This window comes from Pararhizobium sp. IMCC3301, assembly GCF_030758315.1.
Taxonomy (GTDB): Bacteria; Pseudomonadota; Alphaproteobacteria; order Rhizobiales.
Map to the genome: position 1 here is coordinate 4290337 of NZ_CP132336.1, position 25637 is coordinate 4315973.

The window sequence follows — 25637 nt, forward strand, 5'->3', positions numbered from 1 at the left end:
GAAAAGTCGTTGTTCCAACAATCATAAAATTTGCCTCAACGCATCTGGCTTGGCAGCCAGGTCACGATTTGCGGAAAGAAGTAGACGACGTAAAGCATCACGATCTGGATCAGCAGGAAGGGCAGGGCACCGCGTGCAAGCGTCCATAAATTGATCTTTGAAATTCCGTGTATGGTGAAGAGATTGACGCCGATTGGCGGAGAAATCTGTGCAATCTCCATCGCAATGGCGGCAAAAATACCGAATGCCAGCGGGTCCATTCCCAACTGGGTGGCAACCGGAAAAAAGATGGGAATTGAGATCAGCAGCATCGCTGCGCTTTCAAGAAACATGCCCAGAACAATGTAAGCCAGGATCATCAGCGTAACCGCATAGACCCCGCTGGCATTTTCGATGATGGCGGCGGCGATTGACTGAGGCACCTGTTCGAATGTCAGGAAATGCGCGAAATACTGCCCGTAAACGATGAGCATGAAGAGCATCGATGTCGTGGCTGTGGCAACAATAGCGGCGCTCTTCAGTTTATCGAAGTTCAGTCGGCCCTGTACCAGTCCCAGAATGGTGACATAGATGACACTCAGCGCACCCACTTCAGTTGGTGTAAAGATACCTGTGTAGATTGCAGCGATGATGACGACGGGCAGTAAAACGACCCCGAGGGAACTGAACGTGATTTTCACCCGTTCGCGCATCGGAACGTTGTGCGTAATTTTTATCCGTGGCCGGGAAAACAGGACATACAGGGTAAACAACGACATCATGATGATGCCGGGCACAACGCCGCCGATAAACAGTTGCCCGATTGAGGTTTCTGTAATCACTCCGTAAAGAATAAGGGGGATCGACGGGGGAATAATAATCCCCAGCGTCCCGCCTCCGGCCACAAAGCCGCCGGAACGTCGTTCGCCATAGCCTTCCTCCAGGAGGAGGGGAATGGCGACGAGCCCGACAGTAGCCGCGGTCGCGACGGACGAGCCGGAAATGGCTGCGAAAATGCCGCAGGCCATGATTGTCGACACCCCGAGCGAGTTAGGAATCGCTCCGGCCCAGGCTTTGGTCACCTCGAAGAGATCGCGCCCGGCATCTGTGCGCTGCATGATGGTGCCGGTGAATATGAACAACGGCAAAGCAATCAACTCAAAGATCGAGGCACCCTGCCAGCTGGTGTTGACCAGAGTTTTGAAAACCAGAAACGGATCGTCGACCAGCAAGGCTGCAATGAAAGCTGCCAATCCCATCGATACGAAGACGGGTATGGTGAGCAGCATGAAAAAGAACAGAAGGAAAATCGAGATGAATCCGGCGTAATCATAGACGAAATCTTCAATCATCGTCAGTCTCCCACCATGTGAGAATCGATGATTGTTTCGTCGGTTATCATCTGAACCAGAGTTTGCAGAAACAGCCCGAACCCGCCGATTGGTATCGCCAGGGCGGGTATCCACAAAGGCACCTCCAAAAGGGTCGCCGAAACGATCTCCATTTGCACCATATTGTTGACGAAGTAGATGCCCGAGGAAATGATCAGCAGCGCAAGCAGCAGTGTGGAAAATTCGGAGATACGGTTGAACAGCCGCGTCCACTGCGGAAACACTTCCATCAGCAACGTCACGCGGAAATGAGCACCGGACTTGACGGCCAGCGCATTGCCGAGAAAACCAAGGAATATGAAGGCGTAAAGCGTGGTTTCAAACACCCAGATCGTGGGGGCGTTGAACGAGCGCATGATTGCTTCATAGGCAATGGGCAGACACAACAGGACCATCAGGCAGATGGAGATGAAGGTCATTATCCTGCCGATCAGGCGGGCAAAACTGATCATAAAACGTGCTCTGGTTCAGGCGCTGCTTGCATCGGTTTGAAGGCATGCAGAGGTCGGCAGCGCCAGTTTGGATGATGGGACACGGCAGAACCGGGTCCCATCACCGCAAAAGGTTCAATCAGCTGCAATCAAGTCCTGAACTTCCTGGGGATAGCTCTGTGTTGCTTCCCTGGCAAGCGGTTCCAGCTGCTTGGCAAACGCCTCCCAAGTCGGGCTACCCGGCTCGACAATGGTTACCGTGTTGCCATTTTCGCGAACCGTATCAAGAAGGCTGGCCAGTTGGTCGATGGCCACCTGCTGCATGTGGTCGCGGGCTTCCGCTGCAGCTTCCATGAGAATTTTCTGATTTTCAGGAGACATGCCCTCGAACTTTGCCTTGTTCATGACATAGGCATGGATGAGCGTTCCCATAACGCCGTTGGGTACGAACATATTCGAGGTGACTTCGTAGTGTTTGAGGCCAACCGCACCCCCAAGACCGCCCATTGCGCCTTTGACCGTGCCGCGTTGCAGACCCGAATACACATCTCCAACCCCCATGATTGTCGGAGCTGCTCCCAAAGTCTGCAGGACCTGGGCCGACCCTTTGGAGTAGGCTCGGATCGGCATGTTGGCGAATGCTTCGGGGCCCGTAATCTCAAAACTTGTCGAAACCACCGGCGCTCCAATGTCGAACATGGCGATAATGATGGCACCTTCGTCGCGCAATTTCGCATCAAAGTAATCGAACACAGGATTGCCCGGTTTCAGGTTGTCGCGGGTCCATTCCATTGATTTGTCCCACAACGGGGTGGTCAGGATACCCACATCGGCAACGCGCCCTGACCAGTTGTCGAGGGTCGTCAGGGATATATCGATTGTTCCCTGGGGTACTGCGGTGGCAACAAATTGCTGCTTGACCATTTCTCCGCCTTCGAATGTCTTCAAACGAATGTCGCCGTCCGACTTTTCTTCCAGCAGCTGCTTGAACATCGGAACGAATTCCGCCACCTGGTAATGGGCCGGACTGCCCCAAGTGGAAAGTGAAAGCCGTTCAGCTGAAAGCGCCGGTGCGACCGTCAGAGTTGAGACGGTCAGAGTTGCAATCGCAGCGCTCGTGATTGCTCCATACAGAAAATTACGCATGAAAGTTCCTCCCAGAACATGTTAAATTTTTTGGACGTTGCACGGCAGGTGGTTCTGCCGTGTAATTACTATATAGCAATTAAGACATAGTGATCTTGTCCGGTCAACCATGATCTATTAACGTGACCTGTAAACCCGGGCACATTCGCGTTATGCATAGCATCAAGGTACGACTGATAGATTGGCTTGTATGAATTCCATGGCAGCATTTCCCCAGCAGACTGCATCCGATTTCGTCGTGCGTTATTGGGATGAAAGCGAAAGCATTCCAAAACACGTGAAACTGACGCAGGCATTCACCCGATCAATCATGGAGGGTTATTGGTCGTCCGGATCGCGTCTTCCCACGGAAGCCCAGCTTGTCGCGGCAACACCTTGCAGTCTCGGCACGGTACAGCGTGCCTTGCGCGATCTCGCATCGGCAGGCGTCATCACGCGCAGACGCGGCAGCGGGTCCGTTGTAGCTGATCTGAACCGTCCGATCGAACAGCCCTGGCACATGCGGTTTCATCGAAGGGACGATGAAACGAAACAGACACTGCCCGCCTACACGCACGTAATCGGCAGAAGGATGTCACAGGAAACCGGAGACTGGTCGGCTCCTCTGGGCCAGAAGGATCAGGATATTATTCGTATCGACCGGATCTTCAGCATCAACAATGATCTGAGAGTCTACTCAACCTTTTATGCCATAGCTGAACGGTTTCCTGAACTGGCCGATGGCGACCTGGAACAACTTTCCGGTCAGAACATCAAGATATTGATTGCCCGGCATCACCAGATGCCCGTTCACCGCATTCGCCAGGAAATAAGGTTCGAAATCCCTCCCGATCACTTTACCGAACATTGCGATTGTGTAGCTGGACAGTTGGCAACGGTGCTCAATGTAATCGCCTATGATCTGTCAGGCACGCCGATGTATTATCAGGACTTTCATATGCCGCCGACCAACTACCTGCTTGATCTGGGGACCACCTCCCTGCTCGGTTGACAATGCCAAATGTCGTTGTGACCCGCTGCGAAAGACAGGAAAAAGCGGTTTACCGGCAAGAAATTTTCCTACTCCGATGAAGTGGAACCGGCCATCGGCCAACGCCTTGTGGGCATCCCGGATGTTAAACATGAATACGCAAATCGGAGGGACCAGAGTTTGGAGCCGAAAAACCTGATCATTCTTATGTCCGAAGAGCGCTGCCTATATGGTGCGGAAAGGGCGCTACAAGCTGGTTTACTATACACTCTATCCGCCCCAGCTTTTCGATCTGACCAATGATCCCGAGGAACTTGCGGATCTATCTCTGCACGCCGATGCTCAACCCATCATGGAAGATTTGAAGGCAGAACTCCTGAAGGTGAGCGATCCCGAAGCGATGGATCGCGACGCCAGGGCGATGCAGGCCGAATTGCTCGCCAAGAAGGGCGGCAGGGATGCCGTCATTGCACGCGGTGATCTGGGCTTCTCGGTACCGCCGGGATTTCAGCCGCAATTTGATTAGACCAGCAGAGTCCGGCCTTTCATGAAACGTGCTCTGGTTGATCAACAAAAAATGTTCTAATTCATTTCAATGGGCGAAAAACTGATTCCCGAAGGCGAGATAGAACTCATTAATCTGCGCTCCGCATTGGAGGAGCGCTATTTAGCCTATGCGCTGTCAACCATCACCCACCGTGCCCTGCCGGATGTGCGGGATGGCCTGAAGCCGGTGCATCGCCGCCTGTTATATGCCATGCGCCAGTTGAAGCTGGACCCGAACTCTTCCTTCAAGAAATCGGCCCGCGTAGTCGGTGATGTTATTGGTAAGTACCATCCACATGGCGACCAGTCGGTCTATGATGCGCTGGTGCGCCTGGCACAGGATTTTGCGGTGCGCTATCCGCTGGTCGACGGGCAGGGCAATTTCGGCAATGTCGATGGCGATAATGCAGCCGCGATGCGCTACACCGAAGCGCGCATGACCGAAGTTGCCAACCGTCTGCTCGAAGGCCTTGATGAAGATGCGGTTGATTTTCGCGAGACCTATGACGGCGAGGAACAGGAACCGATTGTTCTTCCGGCGAATTTTCCAAATCTTCTGGCCAATGGTTCAACCGGCATTGCCGTCGGTATGGCGACTTCGATTCCGCCCCATAACATTGTCGAATTGTGCGATGCCTCTTTGCATCTGGTAAAATATCCCAATGCCGGCATCGAAAAACTTTGCGAATTCGTCAAAGGCCCTGATTTCCCGACAGGCGGTGTCATCGTTGAGAACGAAGCCTCGATCCGCACCGCCTATGAAACCGGGCGCGGTGGATTTCGTGTACGCGCGCGCTGGCATGCCGAAACATTGTCACGCGGTGCCTATGTGGTGGTTGTCACCGAAATTCCCTATCAGGTTCAAAAGTCGAAACTGATCGAAAAAATCGCCGAATTGCTGCAGGCCAAGCGGTTGCCGCTGCTGGCTGATATCCGCGATGAATCAGCTGAAGATATCCGCGTTGTTCTGGAGCCGAAAAGCCGTACCGTCGACCCGGCGCTGATGATGGAATCACTGTTCAAGCTGACCGATTTTGAGAACCGAATTTCGCTGAACATGAATGTGCTGTCTCATGGGAGGGTGCCGAGAGTCCTGAGCCTGCGCGGCGTCTTGCGCGAATGGCTGGACCACCGCAAGGTGGTGCTGGTGCGGCGCGCCAATTTCCGTCTGCGCAAGATCGATCACCGGCTGGAGATTCTGGTCGGCTATCTGGTGGCATTTCTCAATCTGGATGAAGTGATCCGGATTATCCGCGAAGAGGACCATCCCAAGGCGGATCTGATGAAGACCTTTGCCCTGACAGATATTCAGGCCGAGGCCATTTTGAATATGCGGTTGCGGTCCCTGCGCAAGCTGGAAGAGATAGAACTGCGCCAGGAACATGAAAATCTAACCGCCGAACGCGCCGAACTGGCGAAACTTGTCGCTTCGGAAGATCTGCAATGGACACGCATTACCGAACAAATCAGGGATCTGAAAAAGTTTTTCGGACCCGATACCCCCCTTGGCAAACGCCGGACTAGCTTTGCAATCGCGCCTGAACACAATCTCGATGATATTCATCAGGCCATGATCGAGCGCGAACCGGTGACGATTGTGCTGTCGCAAAAGGGCTGGGTGCGCGCTCTGAGGGGGCATCTTGCCGATGCCGAGACCCTGACCTTCAAGCAGGACGATGCTCTGAAATTGATGTTCCACGCCGAGACCACCGACAAGTTGCTGGTCGCGTCAACCGGCGGGAAATTCTACACCCTAGGTGCGGACAAACTGCCTGGCGGACGTGGTCATGGCGAGCCGGTCCGAATCATGGTCGATATGGAAGCAGACCAGGACATCCTGACCATCTTCACCCATCAGCCGGGTCGCAAACGTCTTGTCGCAAGCACAGAAGGGCGTGGATTTGTAGTCTCTGAAGATGATCTTCTGGCCAATACCCGCAAAGGCAAGCAGGTGTTGAACATGTCGGCACCGCACAAAATGGTCTTGTGCCCGCCAGCGATAGGCGACTGGATCGCGATTGTCGGCGAAAACCGAAAACTGCTGGTCTTCCCGCTGCAGCAGATTGCCGAGATGAGCCGCGGCAAAGGCGTCCGCCTGCAACGCTATAAGGATGGCACGGTCGCCGATATCAAAGTGTTCGCGGCAGAAGCCGGGCTGACATGGTCCGACAGTTCCGGGCGGCAGTACAATCGCAGCCTGGAAGACCTGGCAGAATGGGTCGGTGAGCGTGCCCAGGCCGGCAGGATGGCACCTCAGGGCTTTCCGCGGAGCAACAGGTTTGGCGGCTAGAGCCCTGGGCTCAAAGCTCTAGAAAAAATCCCGTATCTGCTGGCGCTCCCAGCCTTTGCCGCCAAGCCGCTCCTGCGGCTGGAACCGGGCCTTATAGGCCATTTTCGGCGAGCCTTCGACCAGATACCCCAGATAGACATAGGGCAGGCCAAGACGGCTGGCCCGTTCCAGATGCTCTAAAATCATATAGGTGCCAAGGCTGCGGGCAGCTTCCGAGGGGTCGAAATAGCTGTAGACCATCGACAGGCCGTCCCCCAGAATGTCGGTCAGGGCGACTGCAACAAGCGGCTGCTGGCTGCGCCCGGTAATGCCGCTATCGACGTCGCGTTGGCGAAACTCGAAGACCCGGGTTTCCACTTCGCTCTCTTCCACCATCGAGGTGTAATCCTGGACACTCATATCTGACATGCCACCGCCCGGATGGCGTGAGTCCAGATAGGAACGGAACAGATCATATTGATCCGAACTGGATTCGGCAGCACGTTCCTGCACAATCAGATCGCGATTCTTCCGGACAATGCGCTGCATCGATTTGTTGGCTTCAAATTCGGAAACCACAACCCGAACCGACATGCAGGCACGACACCGTTCACAAGCGGGCCGGTAGGCAATGTTCTGACTGCGCCGGAATCCGCCCTGGGTGAGAATATCATTCAGCTCCGAGGCCCGCTCGCCGCCCAGATGGGTAAAGACCTTGCGTTCTTCCTGACCCTGAAGATAGGGGCACGGAGAAGGTGCTGTCAGATAGAACTGGGACGTATGAGAGGGCCGTTCTGTCATGGGTTCGAATGCCGTTGGGATTCAGTGTTGATGCGTTACAGGTAGTCGCTTCTGACAATATATGTTCCCAGAACCAGATCATGCAGCAGTCGACCCCTTTGTGTAAACAGCCCAACCAGCAGAACAAACGGAGTCAGGAAGGAAACTGACAGATAAAACAACAAACCGTGCACCATTGCGCCAAATGGTCCGGTCCGGCTGCCATCATGCAATCGCATCTGGATTCCCATGATTTTCATACCTGGGGTGGCCGCATCCGGGCCGCCAAGGGTAAAAGCCAGATATCCGGCGATGACCAGCGGCATGAAGATTAGATACAAGGCCCATCCCAACCCGAAGGTAAAAATGCCGAGAAAAAACACAACCAGGGCAGCTACCACCGAAACGATGGAGATCGCGATGAAATCAAACAGAAATGCAAAGACACGGCGCGACAGGATTCCATCATAAAGCTCGCGCCGCGATGTGATATCGATTTCTTCCAGCACTGACATTCAGATCATCCTCGGGTATTGGTTTCTGACATCGATATAGGTAGCTTCGCGGCAGAGCCAAAACTATTTATTGGCCGATCAATTCGGCAACTTCCGCTGCAAAGTAAGTCAGAATCCCGTCACAACCCGCGCGTTTGAAAGCAAGCAGACTTTCCAGGATGGCTTTCTCGCGGTCAATCCAGCCATTGGCAGCTGCAGCTTCAATCATCGCAAACTCCCCGGACACCTGATAGGCATAGGTTGGCATCTGGAATGTATCTTTCAGGCGGCGGGCAATGTCGAGATAGGGCATGCCGGGTTTGACCATCAGCATGTCAGCGCCTTCGGCAATATCAAGTTCAGCCTCACGCAGCGCCTCGTCGCTGTTGGCCGGGTCCATCTGATAGGTCCGTTTGTCACCTTTCAGAGTGCCGCTACTGCCGACGGCATCGCGGAACGGACCGTAAAACGCCGAGGCATATTTGGCCGAATAGGCCATGATCTGGACATGCTGATAGCCATTCTGGTCAAGCCCGTGACGGATCGCGCCAACGCGTCCGTCCATCATATCCGAGGGTGCAATGACGTCGGCACCGGCCGCAGCCTGGTTCAGCGCCTGTCTGACCAGCATCTCCACCGACGCGTCATTGACGATTTCATCTCCCTCCAGAAGGCCGTCATGACCATGGGAGGTGTAGGGATCGAGCGCCACATCAGTGATGATACCGACATCCTGAACCACAGCCTTGACCGCCCGGCAGGCTTTGCAGATCAAATTGTTACTGTTCAGCGCTTCGCTGCCGGTTTCATCGCGCAGAGCCGGATCAGTATAGGGAAACAGGGCGACCGCCGGTATACCGAGGCGCGCGGCACGCTGGACCTGCTTTACTGCCTGATCGACACTGTAGCGAAAGACACCGGGCATCGATGCGATCGCTTCACTTTGATTGTCGCCGTCCCTGACGAAGATCGGCCAGATCAGATCATTGACTGACAGTCTGTTTTCCTGAACCAGACGGCGTGACCAGTCATGCCGCCGGTTGCGCCGCATCCGGATGGGACCTGCCACATCCGAAGCACTCAGGCTGATTGGCAATTCATCATTTGTCATGGCTAACTCCGAAAAATAATCAAAACCGCCATAGCATGCCCAATTCCACTTGATAAGCGACTTGGCAGCGGTCACAGCTTCTGGCAAGGATGCACTCATGTTTGAACAAATTCTAGAAGGCGATCTGTCCGCCCGGCGTTACCTGGTGGCGGCGCTTGAAAACTTCATGCGCATTCTCGGCGTGCTGCTGCTGCTGGCCGGTCTGATGCGCGCTATGATCATCTTCGGCGTGGTGTCGGACCCGCAGGAGGCATTTCTGGCGCTGTCGATGCAGCGTCGCGTCCTGCTGATTTTCTTTACGATTTTCAATTTCACAGCTGCTGTTGGTCTGTGGAACAAGATGCCATGGGGCATTGTCGTGTGGCTGATCACGGTTGGCGTGGACTTTTTTTCACAGGTTTTCTTTTCCGGCACCTTCGGGATTTCTCCCCTGACGCTGATTTTTCACCTGATCATGATCATCATCTATGTCACTTTGACGATGCTCATACGTCGCACACGGCTGCGCTGAAACCAATCTCAACGCCAGACACAGCCCCATTTCGGCTGGGCGGCAAAGCTGCTTCTTCCAGGATGATTCAATTTTTCAGAATATCTGGTTAAGGTTCAGTAATATAAATGAAAAATGAATCCGGAATACATAAATTCTAAACCATCAAATCAAGCATTTGGGAGTAAGGTTTCCTTAAGCCTGAAACTTAAGTGGTTTTTGACGCGCCATGCCTAGTTTGTACTTATCAACGAGGGATATTCCCCTCATATGTGCAAGATAAAACTGGCTGGATAAAAGATGAAACAAACAACACAACTAGCCCCGGTTGATGCGGGAAGCGACAAAGAAGTAGAATCCGGGCTCCCACTATATCTGGAATCCGTAACGCTTGTGGAGCGGCTGCACCGTCGCCTGCTGGATGTGGTCAAAGACGAATTTGAGCGCACCGGCGAGGGCAACATCAATGCGGTACAGGCCTTGCTGCTGTTCAACCTCGGCGACGCGGAACTGACGGCAGGTGAATTGCGCAGTCGCGGTTACTACCTTGGCTCAAATGTCTCATATAATCTTAAGAAGCTGGTCGATATGGGCTATGTCCATCATCAGCGTTCGCGCACGGACCGCAGATCGGTCCGCGTCCGGCTGACCGACAAGGGCAAGGAAATCGCTGCCGTTGTCGACGGGCTCTACAAGCGCCACATGCGCTCGATCGAAAAGGTCGGTGGCCTTGCCACAGCAGACTTCGAAAATCTCAACAGATCCCTGCAAAGGCTCGAACGGTTCTGGACCGACCAGATTCTGTACCGGCTTTAGCAGAAGATGGACTGCCCGGACCGTCAAGCGGTGATGCATTGCTCGTGGATGCAATTCCAGCACAGGAATTGCTGACCGGCAATGTCAGTGACCTTGTGCACAATCCGCTCTGTTGCACCGCAATCATATGATCGCCGATAGACGGCAGCTCCCATTTCCGCGATGATATCTCTGGCGAGTATCCAGTTGGTCAACTCGTTTTGCGTTGGAAAAGCGGCCGGGATAGGTTCAGGATATGAAGAGTGCGTCGGACGGGAATTCATCGCGTCAGGTTTATTTTGAATTTTTGCCTATCGGGGCGCAGGTCAAGGTGAGTGCTATTGACGCTGTTACGCGCACTGAAGTGTGCATTATTGCGCCGCGCGCCACCTTGCGAAAAGATATGGAAACCCTGGCAGTGCGCAAACTGCAACGCGCTCTGGATCGCCTTGGCCAAAAAGGCTGACGCAGGCGATTGCTTCGCCGCACCGGGTCCGGCACACTGGTAAAAGTGTCGCGCAACAAAATTTGCGGGCCAGCCATTGCGTGGAACCTGTATATGATTCTTCTCGTTTTCTTTGTGTCGCTGGCGATTGGCGTTTCCTTTCTGTGTTCGATTCTGGAAGCCGTTCTGCTCAGCGTAACTCCGTCCTATCTGGCCGCGCTGGAAAATACGCGGCCCGTTCTTGCAGCGCGGATCGCGCGGCTGAAAGAGGACATTGACCGACCCCTGGCGGCGATTCTTACGCTGAATACAATTGCCCATACCGTTGGCGCGGCAGGGGCCGGCGCTCAGGCTGCGGTGGTGTTCGGCGATGCCTCGCTCGGCGTGTTTTCAGCGGTTCTGACTTTTCTGATTCTGGTGCTGTCTGAAATTATTCCCAAAACGCTTGGAGCAACCTATTGGAGTGCACTGATTCCGGTAGTCTCGCGGATATTGCCGCCGCTCATCTGGGCTTTGTGGCCGCTGGTGAAAATGTCGCAGATCCTGACAAAATTTCTGTCGCGCGGACACAAGCGGCATGTCATCAGCCGTGAGGAACTATCCGCTCTGGCGACAGTCGGGGCACGGGAAGGGGTTGTCGACGCAAGCGAAACACGCATTGTCCAGAACCTGCTGCGGTTTGACGCATTGACCGTGTCTGACATCATGACGCCGCGAACAGTTGTCTATGCGCTGCCGCAGACGACGAAAATCGCCTCCTTGCTGGACGATCTGGAGGCCATCCGCTTTTCGAGAATTCCGATTTATGAAGAGACAGTTGACCAGGTCACCGGTTTTGTTCTCAAGACCGAAATTCTGATCAAGGCGGTGCAGGACAAGCTCGACATCCCGGTTTCCGACCTGCGCCGGGATCTGACCCATATTAATGCGACGATGCATCTGCGGGAATTGTTTGAGTTGTTGTTGGAAAATGACCGCCATATTGCGCTCGTGGTTGACGAATTTGGCGGCACCGCCGGTATCGTCACATTGGAGGATGTTGTGGAAACCTTGCTGGGTCTGGAAATTGTGGATGAGGCAGACACAATAGAAGACCTTCAGGCACAGGCACGCAAGCAGTGGGAAGAACGCGCCGCAGGCCTTGGTCTGCTCACAAAGACCCCCGACGCTGCCATACCGGAAAACACCGAGCTCTAAAACGGAGATCTGCTGAAATGTCTGCAATTCGCAACAAACACATTACATATCAGGGACTTGTCATTGTTGCTTGTCTGCTGGTTGCACCGGGAGCTTTTGCGGCCGGCGAGGGTCCGGCGATTATTGATCGCTGGGTGGCAGAGTCAGACGCCTTTTCGTTTTTTGAGTTGTCTTACCAGGGATTGAGCTATGATGAGGCCACCGACGTGACAACGGTGACCGGCCTGAAAGCGGTCTTTACCCCCGAACTGGCGGCTCCTTCGTTGGACGAAGTAGACGCTCTTCATGTCAGCTACACCTTCGAAGCCCCGATGTTGCGCTACACTGGCCTGACCGAGAACGCCAGCAGCTATCTTGCCGAACTGATTATCGCCGAGGAAATCGGTTTCTCGCTTTCCATTGACGATAGCCCCAACGACGACTCTGACGACGGCGATGGCACGGTTCCCGGTGGTGAGACCCGCGGCAGCTATAATGGCATGGTTGTGCGTGGTGCAAAGTGGGCCAAACTGCCTGACATCGTGAATGATCCGAAAAAACCGATATCGAAATACTATCCGTTCTTTGCCGCCCTGGCTGATGTGAATTTCGGATCATTTGCCATTGCCGGAGCGCAAAGCGCGCAGCAATTGGACGACGACACCTTGTTGATATCCGAGTACGGGCCGATGGTCGCGGGTGAGGTCAAAGCCAGTAATTTTTCCAGCGTAACAGTTGATGGCATGACCATCAGGACCGCCGCACGGCCGGATTCCGACCAGACAGATGCGGAACCATTTGATCTGACCATCACCCGGCTCGAAAGCAAGGGCTATAATATCGGCACCTTCCTGCGCCAGTTTGACCCTGATCTGCCGGCCAGCCAGCGTGACACACCGTTCAAACCGTTGCTCGACAGATTCGCGGTTCTTGGCAGTAAACTGAGCGGCCGTGAAGGTATGACCGTCACACTTGATGAAGTCTCTTACACAGACATAGGTATTCGCCCGTCAGCTCAACCATTGCTGGCGCAGGCCGACGAATTCTATCTGAAGGCTGCCGAGGAGGGATCGGAGCCGGAAGATGAAACCATAGTGCGAGCGGTCGCCTCGCTCTATTCGATGTTTCGCCTCGGCGCGTTCGAGATGAGCGGCCTCAAACTGGATGATATCGAGGCCGAAGACCTAACCAAAATAACCGCTGAACTGGATAATTTCCGCATCGCGGATTTATGGTCCGGCGGGCTGGGTGAACTGTCGGCGAAAGGTTTGAATGTTGAGCGGTTTGGCGATGCCGTGCGCACGGATGTGTTTCAGATCAGGGATGTGGGTTTCCCCACGCTGGACGCCTTGCTGGATGCTGAACGCGCTTACGAAGAAAACGACATTCGCGCAATAATTGCTGCCCTGCCGACACTGGGACTGATCGAGTTCCTTGGTGTTGATATTAATGTAGTGGGTGGGACGCGTTTGAAAATGGACGTGAACCGTCTGGAAATGGCGAACTTCATCGAACGTATTCCGACCAAAGTCACGTCAACACTTGAAAATCTGCAAATCGCAGTTGCCAGTCTGGAAGAAGGCAGCAGACAGATCTTTGAAAGAATGGGCTATGAGCGGCTCAATGTATCCTATTCACTTTCCCTGGTGTGGAATGAAGCAAGGGAAGTGTTGTCGCTGATCAGCCGCAACGCTCTTGAAGATGGCGGATCGCTGGACGCGGATCTGGAAATTGGCGGTATCCCCCGAAGCGTTTTCGAAAATCCTGAAACCGCACAGAATGTGTTGGCATTGCTTACCTTCAATGCCGCCTCGGTCGTGTTTGACGACAATTCGCTTCTGGACCGCGCGGTGACGGCAGCAGCAGAGCAGCAGGGCAAAGCACCCGACCAGTTGAAACAGGAAGTTGTGGGAGCGCTGCCATTTCTGCTGGGAGCACTCAACAAACCGGATTTCGTCGAGAATGTTGGAACAGTGGTTGCCAAACTGCTGGACGAAGGCGGTGCCTTGAAAGCGACCGCCAAACCCGGCGCGCCAGTTTCCATGATGCAGGTCATTGCCGGTGGTGCCACAGCGCCGGGCACACTGATCGATCTGTTGGAAATCGAGGTCACTGCGGAATAGGACGGCCCGAATGCTGCTCCGGCGAGCGGAGCAGCATTGTTGTCAGCGCTATGAGCTTTGCATACTGGCTTCGCGTTTTTTGCGTTTGGAGCGGCGCGACAGCATATTCAGCCCCTCGATGGCCGCAGAGAACGCCATTGCTGCATAGACGTATCCTTTCGGAACCTTGACGCCAAATCCTTCGGCAATAAGGGTCATGCCGATCATCAGCAGGAATCCGAGGGCGAGCATGACAATCGTCGGGTTCGCGGCAATGAAACGTGCCAGCGGATTGGCGGCAAGCAGCATCAACAGAACGGCCACGACGACGGCGATTACCATCACAGGAATATGCGGTGTCATGCCGACTGCGGTGATTATGCTGTCGATTGAGAACACCACATCCAACAATAATATCTGACCGATTGCGGCTGTGAAGGTCATGCTTAGTGTCCGTGAATCGAACATATCCGGTGTCGGTTCCGGGTCAACAGAGTGGTGAATTTCCTTGGTCGCCTTCCACACCAGAAACAGGCCACCGGCAATCAGAATGAGGTCTTTCCAGGAAAAGCCCTGATCGAACAACTCAAACACCGGCGTTGTCAGCTTGACGATCCAGGCGACGGCGCTGAGCAGTAGCAGGCGCAGGATGAGAGCCAGACCGATGCCGAGTTTTCGCGCCCGGTCGCGCTGGCCTTCAGGCAGCTTGTTGGTCAGAATCGAGATAAACAGAAGATTGTCTATGCCCAGAACGACCTCCATCACAATCAAAGTGATCAGCGAGACCCAGACAGCCGGGTCTTGAAACAGGGTGATGAGATTTTCCATTCATGTCTTCCAGTATACGTTGTGAGTGGCGGTTATTATGCTAGCGGAAGGGCGTTACAGTGAGGTGTCATAGCGGTAAACTGCGAAATAATAAATTGTCTGTCCGGTGTTCCCCGCTTGGTCTGTGGTTTGGCTTGTGTTATCTGGCTGAAATCCAGCAACAATGGACAGATGTCCGCCCCCGCATCCCAAAGGGTAATCGTCCGAAAACCGGTTTGGTTCCCAAAGACGCTAACCACACCACGCTCAACCCATGAAAAAGGTCAAGCCCATGTCCGTAAGTTCAGATCCCGCACAATCCGATCTTTTCTCCGGTTTCTTTTCGAAAAATCTGTCAGAAGCAGACCCGGCCATAGCCGATGTCATCGCCCGCGAACTGGGGCGGCAGCAGCATGAGATCGAACTGATCGCTTCGGAAAACATTGTGTCCCGCGCGGTTCTGGAAGCCCAGGGATCGGTGCTGACCAATAAATATGCGGAAGGTTATCCCGGGCGGCGCTATTATGGCGGCTGCGAGTTTGTCGATATTGCCGAAACTCTGGCCATAGACCGGGTTAAACAGCTTTTCGATTGCGGTTTCGCCAATGTTCAGCCGAATTCCGGCAGCCAGGCCAATCAGGCGGCATTTCTGGCGCTGCTGCAGCCCGGTGACACGATTCTCGGCATGAGCCTTGATGCGGGCGGACATCTGACCCACGGGGCACGGCCCAATCTGTCCGGCAAATGGTTCAACGCAGTTCAATATGGTGTCGAGGCCGATAGCCATCTGATTGATTTTGCGCAGATCCGCGAATTGACCCTCCAGCACCAGCCAAAATTGATAATCGCCGGCGGGTCGGCCTATTCCCGGATTATCGATTTCGCCAAATTTCGCGAAATCGCCGATGAGGTTGGTGCCTATCTGATGGTCGATATGGCCCACATTGCCGGGTTGGTGGCGGGCGGCTTGCATCCAAGCCCGTTCCCGCATGCCCATGTTGTCACGTCCACCACGCACAAAACGTTGCGCGGACCGCGGGGCGGTCTGGTGCTGACCAATGACGAAGCCATCGCCAAGAAAATCAATTCTGCAGTGTTTCCCGGATTGCAGGGCGGTCCGCTGATGCATGTCATTGCCGGTAAGGCAGTGGCCTTCGGTGAAGCCCTGAGTGATGACTTCAAGAGTTACATGCGCGCCGTCGCCGACAATGCAAAGGTCCTTGCAGCCAGTCTGACGGAAGAAGGTCTGGCGATCGTTTCCGGTGGAACTGACAATCATTTGATGCTCGTTGATCTGCGACCAAAAAATGTCACCGGCAAGGTTGCGGAAGCAGCGCTGGAGCGGGCCAACATCACCTGTAACAAGAATGGTGTCCCCAACGACCCTGAAAAGCCGACCATAACATCCGGTATTCGGCTGGGCACGGCAGCGGCCACAAGCCGGGGTTTCGGTGTGGCCGAATTTCGAGATGTCGGAAAGCTGATTGTCGAGGTTCTGGATGGAATCGCCGCAAATGGCGAGGACAGCAATGCAGATATTGAAGCCGGCGTGAAGACAAAGGTTCTGGCGCTGACAGACCGCTTCCCGATTTACCAGGGCTAGCCGGTCATGCGTTGTCCCTATTGCGGTGCTGACAATACACAGGTCAAGGATTCCAGGCCCACCGAAGACAATACCACGATCCGCCGGCGCCGCATTTGTGTGGATTGCGGCGGGCGTTTCACCACATTTGAACGCATTCAGTTGCGTGAACTGACAGTGCTGAAAAAAAGCGGCCGGCGCGCGCCGTTCGACCGCGACAAGCTGGTGCGATCCGTTCAGGTGGCAACGCGCAAACGCGATGTCGAACCGGAACGCATCGAGCGTCTGGTGTCTGGCATCGTGCGGCGTCTGGAAAGCCGCGGGGAGCCGGAAATCAACGCCGATGAAATCGGCACGATGGTCTTGAAAGCGCTCAAGCATCTCGACGATGTAGCCTATGTGCGCTTTGCATCGGTTTATCAGAACTTCCGTGAAGCAAAAGACTTCTCCAGTTTTCTTGGTGACATGGAAGAAGATGCGCAGGACAGCGGAGATGATGACAGAGACAGTTGATCCACCGTCCTGTCTGCGCGATCGAACATCATGACAAGCCCGGTTTCCAACCTCGATCTGCGCTTTGCCGCCGCTGCACTGCGCTTTGGCAGGCGGCATGAAGGCCTGACCAGTCCAAATCCGTGTGTTGCCGCTATCGTGGTGCGCAAAACCGGCGATGCGTATCACGTGGTCGGTCGTGGTGTGACTGGCCCAGACGGCCGCCCTCATGCCGAGGCGCAGGCCTTGCTGCAGGCCGCGGCGGAGGCAGTAGGGGCAACCCTTTATGTCACCCTGGAGCCGTGCAGCCATCATGGCATGACGCCGCCCTGTACGGACGCCATTTTGAGCAGCGGTATTGCCCGGGTCGTGGCCTGTACGGCAGATCCCGATCCGCGTGTTGCGGGGGCTGGATTTGCCCGGCTCAAAGCCGCCGGTGTGACAGTCGTGACCCCTGTACTGGAACCCGCAGCGCGTCGCTTTCACGCCGGCCACATCGCGGCAAGGCTGGGTCTGGGACCTCATGTGGTGTTGAAACTGGCGGTATCATCCGATGGCATGATCGGTTTGGCCGATGCCGGACAGGTCGCGATTACCGGGCCGGAAACCTGGAATTATGTGCATGCCCTGCGTGCAGCCAGCGATGCCATCCTGGTTGGTGTTGGCACGATTATCAGTGACGATCCCTCTCTGACCTGCCGCTTGCCCGGTCTTGCCGGGCGCTCGCCATTGCGCGTCGTGCTGGATTCAGGCAATCGTCTGCCGGCAAACGCCGCAATACTGCAGGATCAGTCAATCGCCGAAACCCGCATTTTCGAGGGTCGGTCCTGCGAGCAGGTGCTGGAAGTTCTGGCGCGGCAGGGCATCCAGACGGTGATGATAGAGGGCGGTGCCCGGGTCGCCCGCGCTTTTCTCAAAGCCGGGTTGGTGAATGCATGCCATTTGATCCGGTCCCGTGATAGTTTCATCGGCAGCGGCGGAGTGGCGGCTCCGCTGGAATTGATCCTGGATGCTGATCGGTTTGAAGAGATTGACAGCAGGCAACTGGGTGCAGACCGTCTGACCCTGCTTTGGCGAAAGGGCTGAACATGTTCACTGGTATTGTGAGCCATATCGGCGCGATCACGGCAATTGACACGTTGCCAGAGGGGCGTCGCTTTCAGATCAGTGCCGATCTGGATTACAGCACCCTTAAGATCGGCGCTTCAATTGCCCATAGCGGTGTCTGTCTGACCGTAACTGAATTGGATCCCGCCTCTCAGCGCTACACCGTGGAAGCCTGGGAGGAAGCGCTTCGCCTCACCACAGCGGGCAACTGGACTGTCGGAAGCCGGGTCAATCTGGAACGCGCCCTGAAAGTTGGCGATGAACTGGGTGGCCACATCGTATCGGGACACATTGATGGAAAAGCCGAAATCACAGCCATTACCGGGGAGGGGGATGCGACCAGATTTGTGCTGCGTGCACCGGAGCCCCTGGCGAAATTCATTGCGCCGAAAGGCTCGGTTGCGCTAGATGGCACCTCGCTGACCGTCAACCGCGTTTCAGAGGCGCATTTCGACGTGCTGCTGATCGCCCACAGCCTGGCCGTTACCACATGGGGAACGCGCGTCACGGGCGATGACGTTAATTTGGAAGTCGACACCATGGCCCGTTATGCTGCAAGGCTGCTGGAAACCCGATAGGACTGAATTCTATGGCTGACAAAAGCCCCAAAATTCTCATCATAGAAGCGCGCTTTTATGAAGATATTGCCGACGAGTTGATCGCCGGAGCGATTGCTGCGCTTGAGGCGGCGGGGATTGAGTATGATCGAATTGCCGTTCCCGGCGTTCTGGAAATCCCGGCGGCGCTTTCCATGGCCCTGATCGGCGGCGAATTAGATGGCGGTGTTCAGTATGACGGCTTCGTCACCCTTGGCTGCGTCATTCGCGGAGAGACCACCCATTACGATATTGTCGCGGGAGAATCTGCCAGGGCATTAATGGATCTGGCAGTTGTCGAAGGGCTCGCCCTTGGCAACGGCATCCAGACTGTTGAAAACACTGATCAGGCCTGGGCCCGCGCAAAACGCAGCGACAAGAACAAGGGCGGCGGCGCCGCAGCAGCTGCCATTGCCATGATCCGGTTGCGCAGTCAGTTCGGATTGACCTGAGATGTCCAAACCAGAGAATACAGTCTCCGAACCGCGCCCGGCAAACAAACGCGGTGCCGCCCGTCTCGGCGCGGTGCAGGCGCTTTACCAGATGGATATTGGCGGCACCGGCCTGCAGCAGGTCGTCGCTGAATTTGAAAATGTACGGCTTGGCAAGGAGATCGACGGCGAACAGTATCTGGAAGCGGACACCGCCTATTTCCGCGGCATTCTTGCAGGTGTGGTCAAGGAACAGCTCCAGCTTGATCCGATCATTCACAAGGCTTTGACGCCCGATTGGCCGCTGAAGCGCATTGACAGCCTGTTGCGGGCGGTTTTGCGGGCAGCCACTTTTGAATTGCTGAAACGAAAAGATGTGCCGGCAAAAGTCATCATCAGTGAATATGTTGATGTCACCAAAGCCTATTTTCTGGACGATGAGCCAAAAATGGTAAATGGGGTTCTCGATCATATCGCCCGGGATATCAGGGCATCCGAGTTTACCGGAAAATGAGCCCTTCGGGAAAAGCCGAAGATCGGTTTATCCAACGCTATTTTGCTCCGCTCGCGGGTGACAAGGCAGCGCTCGGGCTGCATGATGATGCGGCCCAGATTGATGTGCCCGCAGGCCTGTCTCTGGTGATTTCCACTGACACCATCATGTCTGACATTCATTTTTTTTCCGATGATCCCGCCGCTTCCATAGCCAGAAAGGCGCTGCGGGTGAATATCTCGGATCTGGTGGCAAAGGGTTGCGATCCGAAAGGCTATTTTCTGTCTCTGGCGCTGCCGGAAATACGGCTGCGTTCCGATGACTGGATGAGCGCTTTCAGCAATGCCCTGGCCGGGGACCAGCAGGCTTTCGGCCTGCAGATCATGGGCGGCGATACGGTAATGACCGATACGGTTGCATCGATCACCATCTGTGCCTTCGGGTTCATCCCGACTGGAAAGATGGTAAAGCGATCCACGGCAAAGCCGGGAGACCGGCTTTATGTCACCGGGACGATTGGCGACAGCACGCTCGGCCTGTGGACACGGCGTGCCAGACTGTTGGCGGACAGCGAGCTGGGTTCTGTTGAGCAACAAACGCTTGCACAGCTGACGCCAACACAGCGCAACCAACTCGAATTGTGCTATCTGGAACCGCCTGCGCGTGTCGCGGCAGCACCGGTTCTGCTGCGCTATGCCTCCGCCTCGATGGATATTTCTGACGGGCTGGCAGGAGACGCCAGGACGCTTGCCAGTGCCAGCGCCATCGGCCTGGATATCAATCTGCATGATATTCCGCACCATCCGTTGATACAGCCGCATCTCGGCGAAAGTAACTTGCGCATCCGGCTGATTACCGGGGGCGACGACTACGAGATCCTGTGCACAGTCCCGCCGCAGAACTGCGCTCCGTTTGAAGCGGCGATGATGCAGGCCGGTATACCGGTCAGTTGTATTGGTCAGGCGACTATGGGCGATTGTGTGCGCTTGCTTGATCCGCAGGGACAGGCGTTGCCTGCCGATCTGTCCTCATTCGATCATTTTTCCTGACTGGCCCAGTCAAGCTCGGCGCACCAAATATACCCAGACTAATCGCATGATCCGTGTTGCTGCGCAGACGGTCTTTCACTTGCTGGGTTTATGCCTCGGCACAGCCGCGGCAGATAGGCGCGTTTTGCCGGAAAGGCATTGAACGGGGAGGTGGCAAGCCCCTGAGCCTGGAACACCGGGCCGAGCAGAAACGGGTGCCATCGCACACTCACGCCGAGCGCGGTTGCCAGTGGAGAAAACCGCATCACCGCCGGATAGGAGTAGGTGCTGGCAAAGTCAAACCAGAAATCAAGAACCTGCATTGCAATAAAGTGCCATGCCACTGTTCGCATGCAAAGCGCTAAGCAGGATCCAGCTTGTATCGAAATCCAAATATTCAATGGATTTGCTTTCGTCTTACTTCAAACCGGAGTAAGAGGAGGCAGATTCGGATCGGACCCGGGATTTCATGACAGAGAGCACTTTACCGCCTGCCTCGGCAACACCGGCGGCAGATGACCATCTGGCGCGCCGCAATGTGCTAGTTTTGGCTTCCGCACAGGCTCTGGCCGGTGCCGGTGCGCCGATTGCAATTTCTCTGGGTGGCATTGTCGGTTTCTACCTGCTGGGAACCGACAAGACTCTGGCCACTTTGCCTGTCACCGCCTTCGTTGTCGGAACGGCGCTTGCCACCCTGCCAGCCGGTGTGCTGGCAAAAAGATTCGGCAGGCGCAAGGGTCTGATGACCGGATCACTGATCGGGATTTGCGGTGGCTTGCTGGCGGCCTATGGCATATTTCTCAGCTTTTTCTGGCTGTTCTGCCTTGGTGTCCTGTTGGCCGGAACCAACAGCGCTTTTGTTCAACAGTACCGCTTTGCCGCTGCCGATACCGCCAGTGAGAGCTTTCGGCCAAAGGCCATTTCCTGGGTTATGGCCGGTGGCGTGCTGGCCGGAATTATCGGCCCGCAGACTGCAGCGCTGACAAGGGATTTGCTGGCACCGACATTGTTTGCCGGAGCATTTGTCGGGCTATCTGCGCTGGCGGCCCTGTCCTGGGTGGTATTGAGTTTCCTGAAATTTCCCCCTGTCGTCAAACGGCAGGTCATTGCAGGGGGCCGCCCGCTTCCTGAAATCATGCGCCAGAAACGGTTTATCATCGCGGTTCTGTGTGCGGTCAGCTCCTACGCGCTGATGAGTTTTGTCATGACTGCTGCGCCCTTGGCGATGATGTCCTCCGGTCACGGCACTGCAAATGCCGTATTGGGTATTCAGTGGCATGTTCTGGCGATGTTTGGTCCCAGTTTCTTTACCGGGTCGTTGATCCAGCGCTTCGGTAAAGAACGCATTGTCGCGACCGGATTGGTGCTGCTCGCTTCCAGTGCCGTGTTGGCTCTGTCGGGCCAGGACCTGGCCAATTACTGGGGTGCGCTGGTGGTGTTGGGCGTTGGCTGGAATTTCGGATTTATCGGCGCAACCTCCATGCTGACCGATACGTATCGTGCGGAAGAAAAAAACCGTGTCCAGGCCGTTAATGACTTCATCGTTTTCGGCTTTGTAGCGGTCGCCTCGCTGTCCTCAGGCGGCGTGCTGAACGCTTTCGGCTGGAGCGCGATCAATCTGATCGTGTTCCCCATTGTTGCAATCGCCTTTGCAATGCTGTTCTTCACGCGTGAACGGAAGGCAGCTTAGATGCGGCAACTGTGCAGTCGAAGCAGACCGCCAGGGGTGCGCAGGATCTGATGAGCCCTGCAGAAGTCCGGGTCATCAAACATGTGCCGGTTTTGGGCACGGGAAAAGTGGATTTTGTCGGTGTCAGCAAAATGCTGCAATGTGATCAGGACACGGCCTAGCCGCAGTGCGTTCACACTCCCGGCTTCCAGAAGCAGGCAAGCCACCCAATGTCTGCTTCTGGATACCCAGCCAATGATCAAACGCCAGCTCAGAAGTGTGCAGCGGGTGTGGACCGCTCATTCATATTGAATGATCATCGATTCAAAGTCTTCTTTGCTTGTTACCATCGTATGATGACCTTTCCCGTGCCTGTCTTCCATATGCCAAACATCGCCGGGGCCAATGTCGCGGGATTCACCATCACTGGCGGTGACTCTTACGGTGCCTGCCAGACAAATCAGCTTCTGCGCAACTGGTGTCGGATGGATTGGTTCATTCCATCCTGACCGTAGCCTGAGAAACATCGCCTGTTTCACCAGTTCAGGCTCAGAAATTTCGATATTCTGCGCTGGTGACGCGAAGCTGCGCACCTCCATGGCGACATCGATGTCTTCCCAATGACTTTTGCCATTTTCATCAGAAAACAATTTTTGGAACTTCATGTGGTCAAACCCCGTTGTCAACCGCGCTCTGCAAGATTGCTTGGGCCAAATATAATGTCCAACGCAATTGCATACCTTTCCATGTGTGCAGGGGGCTAAGTCCGGGCTGGAATTCATCATAGGTAAAGTTGGCCTCTCGAAAGTGCCATCTTCGCGTCCTGTCTTACCGATTAGTTGAGGGCGGGTGAGTCGAATTCTGATTTCGTGCCAGCATCCGGCAAAAGCCACTTGTGCTCGACCGAACTTCAACGCAAACACCTGTAACATGCGCCGGAGCAAATATATGGATCATTTGAACACGCTGTTTGATCGAGCATTGGACGCCGTTGTGGGTATGAATCATGACGGAAATGTCATCGCATGGAACAAAGCTGCTGAAGATTTATTTGGATGGAAGAGTGACGAAGCAATCGGTCAATCACTGGCAACATTGATTGTCCCACCGCAGCATAAATCGGCACATTCGAAGGGTCTCGCGCATTATAACGAAACCGGAATAGGCCCGGTTCTCGAACAGCGAATAAAGATAACAGCCGTTAATCGCGAAAACCTTGAATTCCCTATCGAGCTGTCAATTTTTCCTATGCGGCAATCCGACGGCAACATCTTTTATGCCTTTATCCGCAGCTTGCGCATCGAAGAGGCTTACCGGCAAGAACAGGAAACGCGAGCCCAGGAGGCCGAGGTGCTCCTGGCAGTTGCGACCAGTCTGATAGAGGATATTTCGTTAGAAGAATTCACCAGATTGTGTTTGCGCAAGATCTGTGAGGTCGCGGGACTTGATGCGGCGCATCTTTTTCACATTCGCGGCGATGCGGAAAATCGCCGACTTCAACCGTCAGGCATATGGTATATTTCTGACGAAAAGTTTCAGGCAGTTGTCGAGGACACAGAGAGGCAACTTTTCGCCAAAGGCGAGGGTCTGCCGGGACAGGCTTGGGCGAGCAAGACAGTTGTGGCTGTAGAAAACATTCCCGAGAACAAGGAATTCATTCGTCGTGGTAGTTTTAGCAGCGTTGGATTGGTTCGCGGCATTGCTGTGCCAATCGATCAACGAGGCGAAACAAATGCTGTTATGGAATTCTTCGGCACTGAAAAGGCCCGATTCGATGATGAGATGGTCCGTCTGGTGCGTACTATTGCGAAACAAATCGGAGTAGCAATTGAGCGCAAAACAGAGGAAGAAGAACGCACCATCCTGCGCCGGGAACTGGCGCACCGTTTGGGCAACAGTCTGACGATTCTGTCCGCCATATTCAGAGCCTCAGCGGCGAAGGCTTCAAGCGTTTCGGAACTTGCAGCATCATTTACGACACGACTCCACGCCGTTGCACGTGCCTGCCGCGAATTCCCCCGTTCGTCCGTAGATTTAAGTTTGGCCAAATTACTCGATGAAGCATTTGAGCTGTTAGCCGACAAGGACCAGCTTCAACTCAGCGTGCCCAACATTCAGGTGACGACGGAAGCTGTGATGCCGTTTTCCCTCATATTCAATGAATTGGTAACAAATCATCTCAAGCACGGAAATCCGGATGGCGATGGCGGCGTAAGTGTCACTGTCGAAAAGATGCCAACGGATTCCATGCTGAGGATCCTCTGGCGGGAACCTGATTCAAAGTCTGAACCAGGCCACGCAGAAGGCTATGGAAGCTTTCTGATTCGAGCGATGCTTGAAGATCAGCTCGGCGGGACCATGAGTCGAACTTATGGAAACGACGGATTCACGGCAGAAATGCTGATACCAAATGTGGTTTTCAAGGGGGAAGATACATTTGGCAGTTGAAGGGCCTGTCGGCCTTCCGCCAGGATGTCCGGGAGCGCTCATTTCCCGTTCAAAAGGAAAGCATACGGCTTGCCGACGCGGTGGTTGAGGAATTTCAGGCGCGCATCGGCAAATAGACCGGCATCGTCAGCCGGCCGGTTTGCCCGATGCGCTGCATTGGCCAGCTCGATGGAGGACCTGTCTCATAATCCAACCGCCCCGTGTTTTAGAACAGGGCCTAATTACCAAGCGGGTTGGTCCGGCCTGCAGCAGACAGCAATTGACTGACAAAGCTGACGTCACTTCCGCCCGTCGGTGTGGTTCTGGAGACAAAATCGAACACCCGGCCGTCCTGCAGCCCGTAATTCGCGATTTGCTGGACACGGTCATCATCGTCGAAATAGACCGCAAGCACGCGTTGATCGACGACCTTGGCACGCGCAAAGTCTACCGGTCGGCTGGACACCTGAGAAATGTAATAAAACACCTCATTGCCGAATTCGGCCGTTGTGGTGGGCGTGCCGAAGGCCAACAGGGCCTGCTCTTTGCTGGCACCGATCGGGACCTGTTGCTCGGCATCAACCGGAATCTGATAGCCCTGATAATTGCGTTGCTCAAGGCATCCGCCCAAAGTGACGCTGGCCAGCAGCAAAGCTCCGAGCGTCATGATGCGGGGCACACGGAAACCTGAATTTACGATGCCGGTCACTGATTTCCTGAGGGATACATGCAAAACCAAAAGAGTATTCCTTCCTGAGCCGGCCAAATCCAGCCTGATCCGACCTGATTCGATATGAGGCTTCATCATCAAGCCGATTGCTTTTTCCGTATTACACGGACATATCACCGGCAACCATTGTTGCAAAACTCCTAGCGCGCA

At 54.8% G+C, this 25637-nt stretch carries 27 protein-coding genes; 17 read left to right on the forward strand and 10 right to left on the reverse strand.

Annotated elements, in window-relative coordinates:
• Window positions 1–35: 35 nt before the first annotated feature.
• The 3 genes from RAL88_RS20340 to RAL88_RS20350 form a co-directional block, all read right to left on the reverse strand.
• A complete protein-coding gene (locus tag RAL88_RS20340; RefSeq protein ID WP_306266013.1) occupies window positions 36–1331 on the reverse strand; it encodes a TRAP transporter large permease in 1296 nt (431 codons plus the stop codon).
• A 2-nt stretch (window positions 1332–1333) separates the two neighbouring features.
• Window positions 1334–1822: a TRAP transporter small permease gene (locus RAL88_RS20345; protein ID WP_306266014.1), complete on the reverse strand. Its 489-nt coding sequence runs from the start codon at window positions 1820–1822 to the stop codon at window positions 1334–1336.
• A 114-nt stretch (window positions 1823–1936) separates the two neighbouring features.
• Window positions 1937–2947, reverse strand: a complete 1011-nt coding sequence (locus RAL88_RS20350) for a TRAP transporter substrate-binding protein (protein ID WP_306266015.1) — start codon at window positions 2945–2947, stop codon at window positions 1937–1939.
• 199 nt (window positions 2948–3146) lie between these two features.
• On the opposite strand from RAL88_RS20350, the gene RAL88_RS20355 reads away from it, so the two are divergent.
• From RAL88_RS20355 to parC, 3 genes are all read left to right on the forward strand, one after another.
• Complete coding sequence (locus tag RAL88_RS20355) at window positions 3147–3938, forward strand: GntR family transcriptional regulator (protein WP_306266017.1); 792 nt, start codon at window positions 3147–3149, stop codon at window positions 3936–3938.
• A gap of 208 nt (window positions 3939–4146) precedes the next feature.
• Entirely contained in the window at window positions 4147–4443 is a 297-nt protein-coding gene (locus tag RAL88_RS20360; protein WP_306266019.1) for a hypothetical protein, read from the forward strand.
• Window positions 4444–4512: 69 nt separating this feature from the next.
• On the forward strand, window positions 4513–6753 hold the full coding sequence (gene parC, locus RAL88_RS20365; protein WP_306266021.1) for a DNA topoisomerase IV subunit A: 2241 nt from the start codon (window positions 4513–4515) through the stop codon (window positions 6751–6753).
• A gap of 18 nt (window positions 6754–6771) precedes the next feature.
• Here parC and RAL88_RS20370 read toward each other — a convergent pair whose 3' ends face one another.
• The 3 genes from RAL88_RS20370 to hemB all read right to left on the reverse strand — a co-directional run bounded on the left by RAL88_RS20370 (window position 6772) and on the right by hemB (window position 9117).
• Window positions 6772–7533, reverse strand: coding sequence for an arginyltransferase (locus RAL88_RS20370; RefSeq protein ID WP_306266023.1), 762 nt, complete (start codon window positions 7531–7533; stop codon window positions 6772–6774).
• A gap of 35 nt (window positions 7534–7568) precedes the next feature.
• Window positions 7569–8027, reverse strand: coding sequence for an RDD family protein (locus tag RAL88_RS20375; protein WP_306266024.1), 459 nt, complete (start codon window positions 8025–8027; stop codon window positions 7569–7571).
• Between the two features lie 67 nt (window positions 8028–8094).
• Entirely contained in the window at window positions 8095–9117 is a 1023-nt protein-coding gene (gene hemB, locus RAL88_RS20380; protein ID WP_306266025.1) for a porphobilinogen synthase, read from the reverse strand.
• Window positions 9118–9214: 97 nt separating this feature from the next.
• Between hemB and RAL88_RS20385 the strand changes: the two genes are divergently transcribed.
• The 5 genes from RAL88_RS20385 (at window position 9215) to RAL88_RS20405 (ending at window position 14146) form a co-directional block, all read left to right on the forward strand.
• The gene (locus RAL88_RS20385) at window positions 9215–9628 is read left to right on the forward strand and encodes a DUF6163 family protein (RefSeq protein ID WP_306266026.1); all 414 of its coding nucleotides are present in this window, start codon (window positions 9215–9217) and stop codon (window positions 9626–9628) included.
• A 279-nt stretch (window positions 9629–9907) separates the two neighbouring features.
• Window positions 9908–10423 carry a transcriptional regulator LdtR gene (ldtR, locus tag RAL88_RS20390; protein ID WP_306266027.1) on the forward strand — a complete coding sequence of 172 codons (516 nt, stop codon included), beginning with the start codon at window positions 9908–9910 and terminating at the stop codon, window positions 10421–10423.
• 235 nt (window positions 10424–10658) lie between these two features.
• Window positions 10659–10868, forward strand: a complete 210-nt coding sequence (locus RAL88_RS20395) for a serine hydroxymethyltransferase (protein WP_306266029.1) — start codon at window positions 10659–10661, stop codon at window positions 10866–10868.
• A 93-nt stretch (window positions 10869–10961) separates the two neighbouring features.
• Window positions 10962–12044, forward strand: a complete 1083-nt coding sequence (locus RAL88_RS20400) for a CNNM domain-containing protein (RefSeq protein WP_306266031.1) — start codon at window positions 10962–10964, stop codon at window positions 12042–12044.
• A gap of 17 nt (window positions 12045–12061) precedes the next feature.
• Window positions 12062–14146: a hypothetical protein gene (locus RAL88_RS20405; RefSeq protein WP_306266033.1), complete on the forward strand. Its 2085-nt coding sequence runs from the start codon at window positions 12062–12064 to the stop codon at window positions 14144–14146.
• A gap of 48 nt (window positions 14147–14194) precedes the next feature.
• Here RAL88_RS20405 and RAL88_RS20410 read toward each other — a convergent pair whose 3' ends face one another.
• A complete protein-coding gene (locus RAL88_RS20410; RefSeq protein WP_306266034.1) occupies window positions 14195–14953 on the reverse strand; it encodes a TerC family protein in 759 nt (252 codons plus the stop codon).
• Window positions 14954–15224: 271 nt separating this feature from the next.
• On the opposite strand from RAL88_RS20410, the gene glyA reads away from it, so the two are divergent.
• From glyA to thiL, 7 genes are read left to right on the forward strand one after another with little or no spacing between them, the layout of a single operon-like run.
• Window positions 15225–16535, forward strand: coding sequence for a serine hydroxymethyltransferase (glyA, locus tag RAL88_RS20415; protein ID WP_306266035.1), 1311 nt, complete (start codon window positions 15225–15227; stop codon window positions 16533–16535).
• Between the two features lie 6 nt (window positions 16536–16541).
• Window positions 16542–17027: a transcriptional regulator NrdR gene (gene nrdR, locus RAL88_RS20420; protein ID WP_306266036.1), complete on the forward strand. Its 486-nt coding sequence runs from the start codon at window positions 16542–16544 to the stop codon at window positions 17025–17027.
• Window positions 17028–17057: 30 nt separating this feature from the next.
• A complete protein-coding gene (gene ribD / locus RAL88_RS20425) occupies window positions 17058–18092 on the forward strand; it encodes a bifunctional diaminohydroxyphosphoribosylaminopyrimidine deaminase/5-amino-6-(5-phosphoribosylamino)uracil reductase RibD (RefSeq protein WP_306266038.1) in 1035 nt (344 codons plus the stop codon).
• Between the two features lie 2 nt (window positions 18093–18094).
• Complete coding sequence (locus tag RAL88_RS20430) at window positions 18095–18691, forward strand: riboflavin synthase (protein ID WP_306266040.1); 597 nt, start codon at window positions 18095–18097, stop codon at window positions 18689–18691.
• A gap of 11 nt (window positions 18692–18702) precedes the next feature.
• Entirely contained in the window at window positions 18703–19161 is a 459-nt protein-coding gene (gene ribH / locus RAL88_RS20435; protein WP_306266042.1) for a 6,7-dimethyl-8-ribityllumazine synthase, read from the forward strand.
• Window position 19162: 1 nt separating this feature from the next.
• Window positions 19163–19654, forward strand: coding sequence for a transcription antitermination factor NusB (gene nusB, locus RAL88_RS20440; RefSeq protein ID WP_306266043.1), 492 nt, complete (start codon window positions 19163–19165; stop codon window positions 19652–19654).
• Window positions 19651–20682 carry a thiamine-phosphate kinase gene (thiL, locus tag RAL88_RS20445; protein ID WP_306266045.1) on the forward strand — a complete coding sequence of 344 codons (1032 nt, stop codon included), beginning with the start codon at window positions 19651–19653 and terminating at the stop codon, window positions 20680–20682. The genes nusB and thiL overlap by 4 nt, the downstream gene beginning before the upstream one ends.
• 38 nt (window positions 20683–20720) lie before the next feature.
• On the opposite strand, the gene RAL88_RS20450 is transcribed toward thiL, so the two are convergent.
• Window positions 20721–20984: a DsbA family protein gene (locus RAL88_RS20450; RefSeq protein WP_306266047.1), complete on the reverse strand. Its 264-nt coding sequence runs from the start codon at window positions 20982–20984 to the stop codon at window positions 20721–20723.
• Between the two features lie 146 nt (window positions 20985–21130).
• Here RAL88_RS20450 and RAL88_RS20455 point away from each other — a divergent pair, with 146 nt between their 5' ends.
• On the forward strand, window positions 21131–22351 hold the full coding sequence (locus RAL88_RS20455) for an MFS transporter (RefSeq protein WP_306266049.1): 1221 nt from the start codon (window positions 21131–21133) through the stop codon (window positions 22349–22351).
• A 278-nt stretch (window positions 22352–22629) separates the two neighbouring features.
• Here RAL88_RS20455 and RAL88_RS20460 read toward each other — a convergent pair whose 3' ends face one another.
• Window positions 22630–22995, reverse strand: a complete 366-nt coding sequence (locus RAL88_RS20460) for a hypothetical protein (RefSeq protein ID WP_306266050.1) — start codon at window positions 22993–22995, stop codon at window positions 22630–22632.
• A 283-nt stretch (window positions 22996–23278) separates the two neighbouring features.
• Between RAL88_RS20460 and RAL88_RS20465 the strand changes: the two genes are divergently transcribed.
• Window positions 23279–24778: a GAF domain-containing protein gene (locus RAL88_RS20465; RefSeq protein WP_306266052.1), complete on the forward strand. Its 1500-nt coding sequence runs from the start codon at window positions 23279–23281 to the stop codon at window positions 24776–24778.
• Between the two features lie 217 nt (window positions 24779–24995).
• Here RAL88_RS20465 and RAL88_RS20470 read toward each other — a convergent pair whose 3' ends face one another.
• A complete protein-coding gene (locus tag RAL88_RS20470; RefSeq protein WP_306266054.1) occupies window positions 24996–25466 on the reverse strand; it encodes an outer membrane protein assembly factor BamE in 471 nt (156 codons plus the stop codon).
• Window positions 25467–25637: the final 171 nt, after the last annotated feature.